This window comes from Lonsdalea quercina subsp. quercina, from assembly GCF_000688695.1.
Lineage (GTDB): Bacteria > Pseudomonadota > Gammaproteobacteria > Enterobacterales > Enterobacteriaceae > Lonsdalea > Lonsdalea quercina_D.
In genome coordinates, this window is sequence record NZ_JIBQ01000009.1 from 356,407 (window position 1) to 370,292 (window position 13,886).

At 50.7% G+C, this 13,886-nt stretch carries 14 protein-coding genes; 9 read left to right on the forward strand and 5 right to left on the reverse strand.

Going from position 1 to position 13,886, the window contains the following annotated elements; genetic code table 11:
* Positions 1 to 5: 5 nt before the first annotated feature.
* Together rpmF and yceD are read right to left on the reverse strand one after the other, a co-directional pair.
* Positions 6 to 176: a 50S ribosomal protein L32 gene (rpmF, locus tag SB13_RS10885; protein WP_026740382.1), complete on the reverse strand. Its 171-nt coding sequence runs from the start codon at positions 174 to 176 to the stop codon at positions 6 to 8.
* A gap of 17 nt (positions 177 to 193) precedes the next feature.
* On the reverse strand, positions 194 to 715 hold the full coding sequence (yceD, locus tag SB13_RS10890) for a 23S rRNA accumulation protein YceD (RefSeq protein WP_026740383.1): 522 nt from the start codon (positions 713 to 715) through the stop codon (positions 194 to 196).
* 138 nt (positions 716 to 853) lie between these two features.
* Here yceD and SB13_RS10895 point away from each other — a divergent pair, with 138 nt between their 5' ends.
* Positions 854 to 1,441, forward strand: a complete 588-nt coding sequence (locus SB13_RS10895) for a Maf family protein (protein ID WP_026740384.1) — start codon at positions 854 to 856, stop codon at positions 1,439 to 1,441.
* Between the two features lie 46 nt (positions 1,442 to 1,487).
* Here SB13_RS10895 and rluC read toward each other — a convergent pair whose 3' ends face one another.
* Complete coding sequence (gene rluC / locus SB13_RS10900) at positions 1,488 to 2,444, reverse strand: 23S rRNA pseudouridine(955/2504/2580) synthase RluC (protein ID WP_026740385.1); 957 nt, start codon at positions 2,442 to 2,444, stop codon at positions 1,488 to 1,490.
* Positions 2,445 to 3,019: 575 nt separating this feature from the next.
* On the opposite strand from rluC, the gene rne reads away from it, so the two are divergent.
* Positions 3,020 to 6,130 (forward strand): ribonuclease E, encoded by a 3,111-nt coding sequence (gene rne, locus SB13_RS10905; RefSeq protein WP_026740386.1) that lies wholly within the window; start codon positions 3,020 to 3,022, stop codon positions 6,128 to 6,130.
* An 80-nt stretch (positions 6,131 to 6,210) separates the two neighbouring features.
* On the opposite strand, the gene SB13_RS10910 is transcribed toward rne, so the two are convergent.
* Positions 6,211 to 6,498, reverse strand: coding sequence for a putative quinol monooxygenase (locus SB13_RS10910; protein WP_026740387.1), 288 nt, complete (start codon positions 6,496 to 6,498; stop codon positions 6,211 to 6,213).
* 183 nt (positions 6,499 to 6,681) lie between these two features.
* On the opposite strand from SB13_RS10910, the gene pyrC reads away from it, so the two are divergent.
* The 5 genes from pyrC to SB13_RS10935 all read left to right on the forward strand — a co-directional run bounded on the left by pyrC (position 6,682) and on the right by SB13_RS10935 (position 10,295).
* On the forward strand, positions 6,682 to 7,725 hold the full coding sequence (pyrC, locus tag SB13_RS10915) for a dihydroorotase (protein WP_026740388.1): 1,044 nt from the start codon (positions 6,682 to 6,684) through the stop codon (positions 7,723 to 7,725).
* Positions 7,726 to 7,834: 109 nt separating this feature from the next.
* A complete protein-coding gene (gene dinI, locus SB13_RS10920) occupies positions 7,835 to 8,086 on the forward strand; it encodes a DNA damage-inducible protein I (protein WP_026740389.1) in 252 nt (83 codons plus the stop codon).
* A gap of 430 nt (positions 8,087 to 8,516) precedes the next feature.
* A complete protein-coding gene (bssS, locus tag SB13_RS10925) occupies positions 8,517 to 8,771 on the forward strand; it encodes a biofilm formation regulator BssS (RefSeq protein ID WP_026740390.1) in 255 nt (84 codons plus the stop codon).
* 364 nt (positions 8,772 to 9,135) lie between these two features.
* Positions 9,136 to 9,690, forward strand: coding sequence for a cytochrome b (locus SB13_RS10930; RefSeq protein ID WP_026740391.1), 555 nt, complete (start codon positions 9,136 to 9,138; stop codon positions 9,688 to 9,690).
* Between the two features lie 26 nt (positions 9,691 to 9,716).
* Complete coding sequence (locus SB13_RS10935; RefSeq protein WP_026740392.1) at positions 9,717 to 10,295, forward strand: YceI family protein; 579 nt, start codon at positions 9,717 to 9,719, stop codon at positions 10,293 to 10,295.
* 52 nt (positions 10,296 to 10,347) lie between these two features.
* On the opposite strand, the gene trhO is transcribed toward SB13_RS10935, so the two are convergent.
* Positions 10,348 to 11,403, reverse strand: coding sequence for an oxygen-dependent tRNA uridine(34) hydroxylase TrhO (gene trhO, locus SB13_RS10940; RefSeq protein ID WP_026740393.1), 1,056 nt, complete (start codon positions 11,401 to 11,403; stop codon positions 10,348 to 10,350).
* A 406-nt stretch (positions 11,404 to 11,809) separates the two neighbouring features.
* Here trhO and SB13_RS10945 point away from each other — a divergent pair, with 406 nt between their 5' ends.
* Both SB13_RS10945 and SB13_RS10955 read left to right on the forward strand, forming a co-directional pair.
* Positions 11,810 to 12,730 (forward strand): Kdo(2)-lipid IV(A) acyltransferase, encoded by a 921-nt coding sequence (locus SB13_RS10945; protein WP_026740394.1) that lies wholly within the window; start codon positions 11,810 to 11,812, stop codon positions 12,728 to 12,730.
* A gap of 104 nt (positions 12,731 to 12,834) precedes the next feature.
* Positions 12,835 to 13,886, forward strand: a protein-coding gene (locus SB13_RS10955; RefSeq protein WP_152545930.1) for an IS3 family transposase whose coding sequence is annotated in 2 segments (ribosomal slippage) — positions 12,835 to 13,084 and positions 13,084 to 13,886 — 1,053 coding nt annotated over the 2 segments. Because the reading frame shifts where the segments join, the coding sequence is not laid out codon by codon here. This gene is flagged as partial in the annotation.

Below are 13,886 nucleotides of genomic sequence, written 5' to 3' on the forward strand. Positions count from 1 at the left end.
AGGAATTACTTAGCAATGACCTTGCGACCGCGGTAGTAGCCATCCGCAGTTACGTGGTGACGCAGATGAGTTTCGCCAGAAACTTTATCTACGGATACGGCAGTTGTGGTCAGAGCATCGTGAGCACGACGCATACCACGTTTGGAACGGGTTGGTTTATTCTGTTGTACGGCCATGGACCTTACTCCTTCAATTACTTACGCTTTAAACTAGCTAATACGGCAAATGGATTTGGTTTCTCCGCCTCTTCAGGCAGTTTGCCAAACACCATGTCCGCTTCGGACACTTCACAGTGTTCAGAATCATGCACCGGTGCGATGGGCAATGAAAGAATAATTTCATCTTCTATCATCGCCAGCAAGTCGACCTCACCGAACTCATTGACCTGGATCGGTTCGTACGCTTCCGGCAGAGCTTCGGCCTGCTCATCACTGATGACCGGGCTAAAACATAACGTGGCGTGGACCTGATGTTCGAAAGGCTTGCCACAGCGCTGGCACCGTAAGGTTACCGCCACATCGGCACGTCCATCGATAACAGCTAAACGCTGGTTATCAATGTTGAACGATAAAGCCGCTTCGACATCGCTATCCACACTAACCACTGATTCGGCAACACGCATCACCTGTTCAGCTGTATAGACACCAACATAATCTAAACGCTTTTGAGCAGTGCGAGCCGCGTCGAGGGTTAAGGGTAATTTTACCTTTTGCATAGGGCGCGCATATTAGCGTCGTAACGACATAGAGTCAAAGGAAAAGGTGGGGTTTGGAAACTTTCGCCAAGGTTCGCATCGGAAGCGAATCGCAGTTTAGAATGAGCCGCATGTTCAAGCCACAATTTCACCATAACTATGCCTAAAATCGTTCTCGCATCAACCTCACCCTACCGTCGCACACTGCTCGAAAAGCTGAATATCGCTTTCGAATGTGCTTCCCCACAAGTTGATGAAACGCCCTTTCCTGACGAAGATGCCCCCGCACTGGTAAAACGACTCGCTATGGCCAAAGCAAGATCGTTGGCTGACGACTATCCAAATCATCTCATTATAGGCTCTGATCAAGTCTGTGTGCTGAACGGCCACATAACCGGTAAGCCTCACGACCACGAACGTGCTGTTGCCCAGCTGCGTCAAGCCAGCGGCAGTCACGTCACCTTTTATACCGGACTTGCGCTTTATAATAGCCAAAGCGTACGCATGCATTGTCTGGTTGAACCTTACGAGGTTCATTTTCGAACGCTAACGAATAGAGAGATAGATAACTATATAAAGAAGGAACGTCCTTTTGACTGCGCGGGAAGTTTCAAAAGCGAGGGACTCGGCATTACTTTATTTGAGCGACTGTCGGGGAGGGATCCCAATACGCTGATTGGGCTACCGCTTATCGCTTTACTGGACCTGCTGCGACAAGAAAGCGTGAATCCTCTTTTGATTTCCTGATTCGCATGTTGACCGCACCTGTCTTATCGACAGATGCGGTATTCGACTACGACTTTTGGTTGCGCAAGACTTGCAAACAACGGCGAAGTTCATCATCTAACGGCGCTTCTACCCGTAAAGTTTCGCCGGTGTTGGGATGCTCGAACTTTAGCGCTTGAGCATGCAGGAACAGCCGTTTAAGACCAGTACCTGCCAGTTGGCCGTCAAAATCCCGGTCGCCGTAGCGATCGTCAAAAGCGATAGGATGACCAGCGTGAAGGGTGTGTACGCGAATCTGATGTGTCCGCCCGGTGACCGGACTGGCTTTGACCAACGTCGCGTGCTCGAACCGCTCTTCAACTTTGAAGCGTGTCTCAGACGGTTTTCCTTCGCTATTCACGCGGACGATTCGCTCACCGCTCTGCAGAATATTTTTCAGCAGCGGTGCCTGCACGACTTTGCAATGAGATTGCCATTGTCCACGCACCAGGGCGAGATAATCTTTCTGCATCCCTTTGCTCCGCAGCTGCTCATGGAGCGCGCGCAACGTGGACCGTTTCTTGGCGACCAACAAAACGCCGGAAGTATCTCTGTCTAAACGGTGTACCAGCTCCAGAAAGCGTGCTTCAGGCCGAAGTGCCCGCAGGCCCTCGATAACGCCGAAGCTGAGGCCGCTGCCCCCGTGGACGGCCGTCCCCGATGGCTTGTTGAGCACCAATAAATAATCATCTTCATAGATGATGCAATCCACCAACGCCGACACTTTGGCCAGCCCGGTAGAAACCTGCGCTTCTTCACGTTCGGACGTCCTCACCGGCGGGATCCTGATGAGATCGCCGTCGAGCAGTTTGTACTCCGGCTTCACCCGCTTTTTATTTATTCGTACTTCACCTTTACGCAAAATACGGTAAATCATGCTCTTCGGCACACCTTTCAATTTTGTGCGCAGAAAATTGTCGATGCGTTGACCCGCCTCTTCGTCGGAGACCGTCAAAAATTGTACTGATGGGTTCTCTGTTTTCATGGGCCAGAATTCTAAAGAGCGAGGGTAGATAGCGCCACATCTTTTTCTATGCTTAACTGTGAGTCTGACTTATGAAGTTAATAGTCAGCTCCTGTAACAGTGACTATGCGCGAATTTCGTACATCGCTGTGCTCAGACCGGTTGATAACTTCATTTTGACAGGCAAAGTCACCTTGCTATCGGCGTAGCAGCAATGGAATAATGCTTCGGCTTTCCGCGCTGTTTACCTGAAAAACAAGGGAAATTGCGGAATTATTATATTTGCTTGATGACTCACAACGCAGCAATGGCGTAAGACGTAGCGAGTTATCAAGCAGTTAGCGAGCTGCGGTAAGCAGTTTGGCCGGCAAATGGAATCAGATCTGGCACCTATTTTCAGAAGCTGTTCCCGCAATAAATGCGCTGTTTTCCATCAGGAAATACAGGCTACCGAAACATGCGTCTCTATGCAGACGACAACCGGGAGGTTGACGCCCCTGCGATAAGCCACGAGGCCATCGGTTCATTCCGGTCATACCCCGCTTTCACCGGCAGCTCTATCCATAATGCAAGTTAAGAATAACGAGTAAGTTACGATGAAAAGAATGTTGATTAACGCGACTCAGCAAGAAGAGTTGCGTGTTGCCTTGGTTGATGGTCAACGCCTCTACGATCTGGATATTGAGAGTCCGGGCCATGAGCAAAAGAAAGCAAACATTTATAAAGGTAAAATCACGCGCATTGAACCGAGTCTGGAAGCCGCTTTTGTTGATTACGGCGCTGAACGACACGGTTTTCTCCCCCTCAAAGAAATCGCACGCGAATACTTCCCGAGTCACTATGCTTCCCATGGCCGCCCAAACATCAAAGATGTTCTGCGTGAAGGCCAAGAAGTCATTGTGCAGGTGGATAAAGAGGAGCGCGGCAACAAAGGCGCGGCACTGACGACATTTATCAGCCTTGCCGGAAGCTACCTGGTTCTTATGCCGAACAACCCACGCGCCGGCGGTATTTCACGCCGTATCGAAGGGGATGACAGGACTGAGCTGAAGGAAGCGCTGAGCTCTTTGCAGTTGCCTGAAGGCATGGGCCTGATTGTACGGACGGCGGGTGTCGGTAAATCTGCAGAAGCCCTGCAGTGGGATCTGGCGTTCCGCATCAAACACTGGGAAGCCATCAAGAAAGCCGCTGAAGGTCGCCCAGCGCCGTTCCTGATCCATCAGGAAAGCAACGTGATTGTTCGCGCCTTCCGCGATTATCTTCGCCCGGACATCGGCGAAATCCTGATCGACAACCCCAAAATTCTGGAACGCGCCAAAGAGCACATCGCCTCACTGGGTCGTCCCGATTTCAGCAGTAAAATTAAACTGTACAGCGGTGAAATCCCACTGTTCAGCCATTATCAGATCGAATCCCAGATAGAGTCAGCCTTCCAACGCGAAGTGCGTCTGCCTTCCGGCGGCTCCATTGTGATCGACACGACCGAGGCGTTGACAGCTATTGATATCAACTCCGCACGCGCTACCCGCGGCGGCGATATCGAAGAAACCGCCTTCAACACCAACCTAGAAGCGTCCGACGAAATTGCCCGTCAGCTGCGTCTGCGCGACTTAGGTGGTCTGATCGTTATCGACTTCATCGATATGACGCCTGTCCGCCATCAACGTGAAGTTGAGAATCGCCTGCGCGATGCCGTCCGTCAGGACCGCGCCCGTATTCAGATTGGACGTATCTCACGTTTCGGTTTGCTGGAAATGTCGCGTCAGCGCCTGAGTCCTTCGCTGGGCGAATCCAGTCATCATGTTTGTCCGCGTTGTAGCGGAACCGGGACGATTCGCGATAATGAGTCTCTGTCTCTGTCTATCCTGCGGTTGATCGAAGAAGAAGCGCTGAAGGAAAACACCAAAGAGGTGCAGGCGATTGTGCCGGTTCCGATCGCCTCCTATCTGCTAAACGAAAAACGTGACGCGGTTAACGCTATCGAACAACGTCAGGGCAGCGTCCGGGCCGTCATCGTACCGCACGACGGCATGCAGACACCTCACTACTCCGTCGTACGTATCCGTAATGGCGAAGAAAAACCGGCGCTAAGCTACATGCTGCCGCAAATGCTGGATGCAGAAAACCAGCAGGCACAGGAAGAGCAGATCGCCGAGCGTAAAATCCCTGAGCAACCTGCTTTGGCGACGTTTACCCTGCCGGATACGCCTCCTGCAGAAGCGCCGACACCGGCTGCCGCTCAGAAAGCACCTTCTGCTGCGCCTCAGAAATCCGGCATCATTCGCCGTCTGTTCGGCTCATTAAAAGGCATGTTCGACGCGCCTCAAGCTGAAGTGGAAGAGAAACCGGAACAGCCGCAGGTTAAAGAGAACACCTCGAGCGAAGGTCAACCGCGTCAGGAGCGTCGCAACAACAATCGCCGCCAATCCGGCAATCGTCGCGATCGCACAGAGCGGACGCCGCGTGAAAACCGTGAGCCGCGCGAAGATCAGCCGCGTCGTAATAACAAGCGGACGCAAAATGCCGCTAATGACACGCAAACTCCGGCCGTTGATGCGCAAGAAAAAGCAGCGCGCGAAGAGCAACGTCGTGAACAGCGCGCGGAACGTCAGCGTAACCGGCAGGAGGACAAGCGCCAGGCTCAGCAGGAAGTGAAAGAGCTGAACGCGACGGCTGAAACCGAAACTCAGGCGCCAGAGCAGGAAAAACCCGCTCAGGTGATGCCTCGTCGTCAACGTCGTCAGCTTACGCAAAAAGTCCGTGTCGTTGATGAAGCGGATGCCGCAGTCGCAGCGAAACCGAGCGTTGAAGCCAACCCGGTAGCGGAAATCACCGCACCCGCCACCGCGGAAACCAACGCGGAAAATAACGGTGCAGACAACCGCGATAACAACATGCCGCGCCGTTCACGCCGTTCACCGCGCCATCTGCGCGTTAGCGGCCAGCGTCGTCGCCGTTACCGTGATGAGCGCTACCCGGTGCAGTCGCCAATGGTGGTCGAGCAAGCGGCTTCTGCGCCGGAAATGGCCTCCGGCAAAGTGTGGATTCACTATCCAATCACTCAACCTCAGCCTGAGCCTGAAACACAGGAAACCGTTGTTCAGGAAAACGATGCGATTACCATACCTACAGTGACGGAATACGCATTGCTGTCCAGCGCAATCGCTGAAGAAATCGTTGAGGAAAGCAACGAGTCGACTGACGCTCAGAGCGCCGATGTCATCGCTCCGGAAGAAGAAGTGACCGCTCAGCTGCCGCTGGAAACCCGCGTATCTCGTGAAGAGACAGTGACAGCGGAAGACAGCGACAAAGAAACGGATAAGGCCGACTCAGCATCGACACCGTCAGAAGACGCGGTGGCCGATAATGGAAACGTCGAGGCCGCAGAAGTTGCAGCGTCCGCCACAGAGGATGCGCCGGCAGCGGTTGAAGAACATGCTGAGCCACCGGTTGAAGCGACGCCTGCCGCGGCGGACAAACCGGTTGAAACATCAACTCCGGCAAAATCCAATGCGCAGCCAAGCTTTAAACATCACGCAAATGCGCCGATGACGAAAGCTCCGGCACCGCAGTATGTCCCGGAAGAGCCGAAATCCAGCGACTGGCAGCGCCCCGCGTTCGAGTTCAGCGGGAAAGGCTCTGCAGGCGGCCATGCTTCGGTTAACAGCGCCAGTGCCCCGGCAACCAAGCCAACCGTGGAAGAGTAACCACAAAAAAGCACCACGTCACTCACGTGGTGCCTGATGTCTGCCAAAAAGCCCGTCAATGACGGGCTTTTTTTATCAGCTTACGCGACCTGAGTCATCAGCTTGATGTCGACGGAAACGGTCTTACCTTCCATCTCCGCTACCAGCTTCTGGAAGTGTGCCGTTTTTTCATGCGTTTCTAACGCAGCTTTATTTTTCCAGCGTTCGATGAAAACAAAAGCACCTGGCTTATCGATTTCCGCGTGTAAATCGTACTGCAGATTGCCGGCCTCTTTACGGCTGGGTTCTACCGCTTTGGTGACCGCATCGGTGATTTCTTTCAAGTACTCTGGTTTTGCCTGAAGGCAAGCGACAACACGAATTTCCATTTTTTTCCTCTTCTCGCATTTGCGAATGTATTAGATCTTTTAATATGAAACGCCAATAAAAGAAGAATTTCAACCACTTCAAAACAATCGAGTGCATTTCAACCACTTTGCGCTTATGCTTGTCACCCGCCGTAATCAGTCTTATGACCGCTATGTTAATCACTGACCGCCGGAGCAAAATCAATGACCCCCGTTCCAACCGCCCTGAAAATCCGCCGTCCCGATGACTGGCATCTTCACCTGCGTGACGACGACATGCTAAATGCGGTATTACCCTATACCAGCGCCGTTTTCGGCCGCGCCATAGTCATGCCTAACCTGACGCCGCCCATCACTACCGTCGCAGCAGCAGAGGCCTATAGAACGCGCATTCTCGCCGCTATCCCCTCTGAGCATCATTTTCATCCGCTGATGACATGTTATTTGACCGATACGCTGGACCCACGCGAGCTGACCCTCGGTTTTCAAGAGGGTGTCTTTACGGCGGCCAAACTCTACCCTGCTAACGCGACCACAAACTCGAGTCACGGTGTGTCGGACATTCGCGCGATCTACCCCGTTTTGGAACAAATGCAGAAGCTGGGAATGCCCTTACTGGTGCATGGTGAAGTTACGGATCCTGAGGTGGACATTTTCGATCGTGAAGCCTACTTCATCGATCGCGTTATGGAGCCTATGCGCAAGCAATTTCCGGCGCTAAAGGTTGTTTTCGAACACATTACCACCCGTGATGCGGCACACTACGTGCTGGATAACGATGACTATCTGGCGGCCACCGTTACCCCGCAACACCTGATGTTCAATCGCAATCACATGTTGGTGGGTGGAATACGCCCTCACCTGTACTGCCTGCCTATACTCAAAAGAAATGTGCATCAGCAGGCATTGCGCGATGCCGTCGCCAGCGGTTCAGAAAAATTCTTTCTTGGAACAGACTCTGCCCCGCACCTGCAGCATCGCAAGGAATCCTCATGCGGCTGCGCTGGTGTGTTCAACGCACAGGCGGCACTCAGCGCATATGCCACCGTGTTTGAGGAGATCGGATCGTTAGAGCATCTGGAAGCTTTTTGTTCGCTCAACGGCCCGCGTTTCTATGGCCTCCCCGTCAATGAAGACGTTATTGAACTACATAGAGAGCCGATTAGCTTTCCAGAACATATTGATGCCAAAGGACAAAAAATCATTCCCTTTATGGCAGGACAACAGCTGAATTGGTCCGTCCGATAAATCACTTCCCTGCTGAAAGGCAGGGAAAACTCGTCTATCTTCGACTTTATGCCTCTTGCGTTTCATTCGAGACTACTGTATAAACGAACAGTCCTGTATGGAGGTCATTATGCGTGTTGAAATCACTGTAGCAAAAACTGTTAAGTTGCCCGCCGGCGCCATTGACGCCCTGACCAATGAGTTAAGCCATCGCATTCAAGCTCAATATCCCGATACCTCCGTTTTAGTGCGTTATGCCGGGTCGAACAATGTTAGTGTCTTCGGTGGCAGTAAGGATGACAAAGAAAAAATAACCGAGATTCTGCAAGAGACATGGGAAAGCGCTGACGATTGGTTTTTCTCAGGACTCGACACCGAGTAAACGTCGTTCGTTTTCAATTTGGTTCCTCAGCTATTATTTTCACCTCTTTTTCACTGCAATATTCCCATGCTTTCATGACCGCACTCAGTTCTCTGGATAGAAAATTCGAGTGCGCGTTAATTAATTCAGTAATATTTTCAACGCGTCTCATTAAAATAATAATAACCACATACCGATGGCTAAATAGCCTAAAAAAGATTTGAATTGTCAGCCAACACGAAAGCCGCGAAGGTCATTTTATTCTCAGCCCGAGCGGATGGCCGAATTCACCCAGACCTATAAAGAACAAAAAACGACCAGATTTGCGATTGTTTACAATAAAATTCCATAAATGGATTCAGGGGAGATATACTCATTGAGTAATCGTAGATAGGAGTCATCTAGAACCTCGTTAGTCACTCATGCTAGTAACTAGTCATAAGGGGTAATCATGGATATAAAAAGTGAAGTTATTCAAACACATCCACTCGTGGGTTGGGATATCAGCACCGTCGATAGCTACGATGCAATGATGATCCGCTTACACTACCTCTCTACCGCGGACCAGGCTCCCGATGAAGCTCAAGTTGATCGTACTTTATGGTTGACCACCGATGTGGCAAAACAGCTCATCAACATTCTTGAAGCGGGTATTGCCAAGATCGAATCGAATGAATTTGAGCCCATTGATTATCTAAAGCATTAACGTTTCATTATATAGTGCGTCATTATCACCCCAGACACCGCTTTTAAAGGCGGTGTCGTCTTTTATCTCGATATACCATCGGACCGCCTTTTAAATAATTCACACCTCCAATTATTTTATTCACGATAAATTGCTCACATTTCAATAAAAATTAAGGCGTTTTTTATTTTTCTTATTCAGGCGCAGTAATCGGCTATTACAACCAATGCATATGGTTCACTGAAAGAGATTGAGATAGCTCATTCAAAATGATTGATAAATGAAATCATCATGTTAAAAGCAATAATTTTATATTGCTTTTATGTTGAGCTGTGTTTAATTATCTCCAGACCTTCACTACAACTTCACGATAAGGAATATGGTCATGCTTTGGCGCAATACGTCATCCCAATATGGTCATATCAGCGTTCTACTCCACTGGGTCGTCGCGCTGACCGTCTACGGCATGTTTGCACTAGGCCTGTGGATGGTCACGTTAGGCTATTATGACAACTGGTATCACAAGGCACCCGAAATACATAAAAGCATTGGCATCCTTCTTTTCCTTACCGTTCTGTTCCGGGTGATATGGCGCAAAATCAGCCCCGCCCCTCCACCGCTGGCCAGTTATTCACGATTGACCCGAATAAGCGCCACGCTGGCACATATTCTTCTCTACCTCTTGCTGTTCAGTCTGCTTATTAGCGGCTATTTGATTTCTACGGCGGAGGGTCAGCCTATTTCCGTGTTTGGCTGGTTTAACGTTCCCGCAACGCTGAGCGGAGTCAGAGATCAGGCTGATTTTGCAGGAGACATTCATCTTTATCTTGCGTGGGGTATCGTCATTTTGTCGGTGCTACATGCATTAGCAGCGCTAAAGCATCACTTCATTGATCGTGACAGTACGTTGAAACGGATGTTGGGTCGCAGCGTCCATTAAACCTCGGGATTGTAAGGAGAAAACCAATGTTAAAGAAAACGCTATTAGGTTTACTACTCGCTTCAACAGTTTCCTACGCAGGTTCCGCTCTTGCAGCGGATTATAAAATTGATAAAGAGGGCCAACATGCCTTCATACAATTTCGAATCAAACATTTAGGCTACAGCTGGTTGTATGGGACGTTCAAAGATTTCGACGGCACCTTCACATTTGACGAAGCTAATCCGGCCGCAGACAAGGTAAATGTGACGATCAAAACCGATAGTGTCGACACCAATCATGCCGAGCGTGACAAACATATCCGCAGCGCCGATTTCCTGAACGTGGCAAAAGCGCCTCTAGCGACCTTCGCCTCTACCGGCGTGAAAAAAAGTGGTGATGATTTGGATATTACCGGCAACCTAACGTTAAACGGCGTCACCAAACCGGTAACGCTTGAGGCCAAATTGCTGGGACAAGGAGACGATCCTTGGGGCAACTACCGTGCGGGCTTCGAAGCCAAAGGGAAGATCAAGCTGAAAGACTTCAACATCACTACGGATCTGGGGCCTGCCTCGCAAGACGTCGAACTGATTATTTCACTTGAAGGAATCCGCCAGAAATAATCCTGTCTATCGAGCCCCGTCAATGAACGGGGCTCCTTTTATCTCAGCAGCGCTACTCATCATCCCTGATGGGGGTCGGCAAAACCGTTTGCAGCAATCCCCTAGATTTATTGAAGATCTTCATGCCGGTTTCTCTTTCACGCCTCAGCTTGCGCTGTTCTTCCAGCGGCAACGTGACTTCCTCCTGACAAGCCGGACCACAACAGCCTTCATATTTTTCCGCGCACTGCGGGCACTGTATAAAGAGAAGATGACACCCCTCATTACGGCAGTTGGTGTGCGTATCACATGAAGCGCCGCACTGGTGGCAATGAGCGATAACCTCGTCGGAAACCCGCTCCCCCATACGCTCATCAAACACAAAGTTTTTACCAATAAACTTGAGAGGAAGCCCCTGAGCCTTCGCCTGGCGGACATACTCAATGATCCCGCCTTCCACGTGAAACACGTTTTTATACCCGTGATGCAGCATGTAGGCGCTGGCTTTTTCACAACGAATACCGCCCGTGCAGTACATCACGATGTTCTTTTCGCGATCGTCGGCCAACATTTCCGCCGCCATAGGCAGCTGTTCACGAAATGTATCGGACGGGACTTCCAGCGCATTTTCGAAGTGACCCACTTCATATTCATAATGGTTACGCATGTCGACGAAGACCGTTGAAGGATCTTCGGCCATCCGATTGACCTCTTCGGCTTTCAAATAGTGCCCAACACGCGAGGGATCAAACGTGGGGTCATCAATCCCGTCGGCCACAATCCGTTCCCGCACCTTCATCCTCAATACCCAGAACGATTTACCATCGTCTTCCAGCGCAATATTGAGTCTGATGTTGTTCAACGCGGGATGCGACTGATATAGCCGCGTTTTGAATGCGTCGAATTGGCTCTCTGGAACGCTAATCTGCGCATTGATCCCCTCTTTTGCGATGTAGACACGGCCAAACACGTTCATTTCAGTTAATGCCACGTAAAGCGCGTCACGAAATGCCTGGGGTTCATCCAGCAGAAAGTATTTATAGAAGGAGACCGTGGTGCGAGGCTCGGTTTCAGCAAGCATGCGCGCCTTCAGTTCCTCATTGGAAACACGGTTATGTAACACTGGCATGGTGTACGATCCTGTTTAAAGTGAGGTTAACGACATTAATTCTGTGTTAGCATTTTGTTGCCAGCACAATAGCGCGGCATGATACACCAGCTCTTAGCCTCTGTCAGTCGAAGTGACCCCCTAAGAAATATCAATGCGGGCTACACAAGAAGGATTGATGACTAGTTTCAACATGACGGTTTCGTCATAATACCGGCCTCATGTGATTGGAGACCGCACCATCAAAGGTCAAAAACTATTGCGAACCGATGCTATGATAGGTGTCTGAATAAATCTGTATAAAAATCAGCTTTTAGCACATTTCAAATGCGCCATTAAACGCCATATTAAACTACTCTTCGGAGTGGTGTTCTGAAAATCCCATTAACACAAGGCGTGAATTACCGCCGTTTTCGATATTAAGGCCATGACGACAATCCCCTCTTTCAACCGTTCGCTATTGCATCCACGCTATTGGCTAACCTGGCTGGGCATAGGCATTCTCTATCTGGTCGTCCTGCTTCCTTATCCGGTCATTTACCGTCTGGGGACTCTGCTTGGTCGACTATCAATGCCTATATTGAAGCACCGCGTTCAGATCGCTCGACGCAACCTGGAACTCTGTTTTCCCGACATGTCCGCCGAAAAGCGGGAGGCGCTAGTACGCAGCAACTTCGAGTCAGTTGGGATGGGCGTCATGGAAACCGGGATGGCGTGGTTTTGGCCAGACTGGCGCATTGCCCGCTGGTTCAAGGTGACCGGTCTTGAGAATATGCAGCCCTTGCGCGAAAAGAAGCAGGGAATATTGCTGATCGGTATTCACTTTTTGACGTTGGAACTCGGCGCACGCATTTTTGGCATGCAAAACGAAGGGATCGGAGTCTATCGGCCTAATGACAACAAGCTGATTGACTGGCTGCAGACCTGGGGACGTATGCGCTCCAATAAATCCATGCTGGACCGCAAAGATCTGAAAGGTATGATCCGCGCCCTCAAGCAGGGAGAAATACTCTGGTACGCCCCCGATCACGACTATGGTCCGCGTAGCAGTGTGTTCGTTCCGTTGTTTGCCGTCGATAAAGCCGCTACAACGGCGGGCAGCTATATGCTGGCGCGGAGCGCGAAGCCGGTAGTTGTTCCCTTCGTCCCGCGCAGGCTGCCTAACGGCAAAGGGTATGAACTCATCATTCAACCCGCCGAACCGGATATACCCTTAGAGGACGAAATTGCCACCGCCACCTGGATGAATCACATTATTGAGCAGAATATCATGTTGGCCTGCGATCAATACATGTGGCTGCACCGCCGGTTCAAGACCCGTCCGAAGGGAGAGTCCTCTCTGTACTAGTCGCTGTTTTCCCGCCAAGGAGGGGTGACCATTGAAGTGGCACACTGAATTTGGCCACCTGCACAGAGGTGATATGCTCACCTCAGAACAACACAGGTGCTCCAATGAAAAAAAGAAATTTTAGTGCAGAGTTCAAACGTGAAGCGGCTCAGTTGGTTGTCGATCAGAACTACACCGTTGCTGAAGCAGCAAAAGCCATGGATATTGGCCTTTCAACAATGACCCGATGGGTCAGACAATTACGGGACGAACGACAGGGAAAAACACCGAAAGCGTCCCCCATTACCCCAGAGCAAATTGAAATACGTGAGTTGAAGAAAAAACTACAACGTATTGAAATGGAAAATGAAATATTAAAAAAGGCTACCGCGCTCTTGATGTCAGACTCCCTGAACAGTTCTCGTTAATCGGAAAACTCAGGGCGCGTTATCCCGTGGCTACACTCTGCCACGTATTCGGGGTTCACCGCAGCAGCTATAAATACTGGAAATGTCGTCCTGATAAGCCGGACAGAAAGCATACCGTGTTGCGCAGTCAAGTCCAGGAACTATACAACATCAGCCATGGCTCTGCTGGGGCAAGGAGTATCGCCGCAATGGCAACGCTCAGAGGCTTCCGGATGGGGCGCTGGCTTGCTGGCAGACTCATGAAAGAACTGGGGCTGGTCAGTTGTCAGCAACCCACACACAGATATAAGCGTGGTGGTCAGGTGCATGTTGCCATCCCGAACCACCTTGAGCGTCAGTTCGCTGTCACAGAACCAAATCAGGTGTGGTGTGGCGACGTGACGTATATCTGGACAGGTAAGCGCTGGGCATACCTCGCCGTTGTTCTCGACCTGTTCGCGAGGAAACCGGTGGGCTGGGCAATGTCGTTCTCACCGGACAGCAGACTGACCATCAAAGCGCTGGAAATGGCGTGGGAAGTTCGCGGCAAACCAGCCGGAGTGATGTTCCACAGCGATCAGGGCAGCCATTACACAAGCAGGCAGTTCCGGCAGTCACTGTGGCGGTACCGGATCAGGCAGAGTATGAGTCGTCGTGGAAACTGCTGGGATAATAGTCCGATGGAGCGCTTCTTCAGAAGCCTGAAGAACGAGTGGGTGCCGGTGACTGGTTACACAAGCTTCAGCGATGCTACCAGTGCAATAACGGAC

Coding starts and splice junctions, on each gene's coding strand:
- rluC (WP_026740385.1), bottom strand. CDS start 2,444: ATGAAAACAGAGAACCCATCAGTACAATTTTTGACGGTCTCCGACGAA.
- bssS (WP_026740390.1), top strand. CDS start 8,517: ATGGATATAAAAAGTGAAGTTATTCAAACACATCCACTCGTGGGTTGG.
- yceD (WP_026740383.1), bottom strand. CDS start 715: ATGCAAAAGGTAAAATTACCCTTAACCCTCGACGCGGCTCGCACTGCT.
- SB13_RS10910 (WP_026740387.1), bottom strand. CDS start 6,498: ATGGAAATTCGTGTTGTCGCTTGCCTTCAGGCAAAACCAGAGTACTTG.
- SB13_RS10930 (WP_026740391.1), top strand. CDS start 9,136: ATGCTTTGGCGCAATACGTCATCCCAATATGGTCATATCAGCGTTCTA.
- rpmF (WP_026740382.1), bottom strand. CDS start 176: ATGGCCGTACAACAGAATAAACCAACCCGTTCCAAACGTGGTATGCGT.
- SB13_RS10895 (WP_026740384.1), top strand. CDS start 854: ATGCCTAAAATCGTTCTCGCATCAACCTCACCCTACCGTCGCACACTG.
- pyrC (WP_026740388.1), top strand. CDS start 6,682: ATGACCCCCGTTCCAACCGCCCTGAAAATCCGCCGTCCCGATGACTGG.
- trhO (WP_026740393.1), bottom strand. CDS start 11,403: ATGCCAGTGTTACATAACCGTGTTTCCAATGAGGAACTGAAGGCGCGC.
- SB13_RS10935 (WP_026740392.1), top strand. CDS start 9,717: ATGTTAAAGAAAACGCTATTAGGTTTACTACTCGCTTCAACAGTTTCC.
- dinI (WP_026740389.1), top strand. CDS start 7,835: ATGCGTGTTGAAATCACTGTAGCAAAAACTGTTAAGTTGCCCGCCGGC.
- SB13_RS10945 (WP_026740394.1), top strand. CDS start 11,810: ATGACGACAATCCCCTCTTTCAACCGTTCGCTATTGCATCCACGCTAT.
- rne (WP_026740386.1), top strand. CDS start 3,020: ATGAAAAGAATGTTGATTAACGCGACTCAGCAAGAAGAGTTGCGTGTT.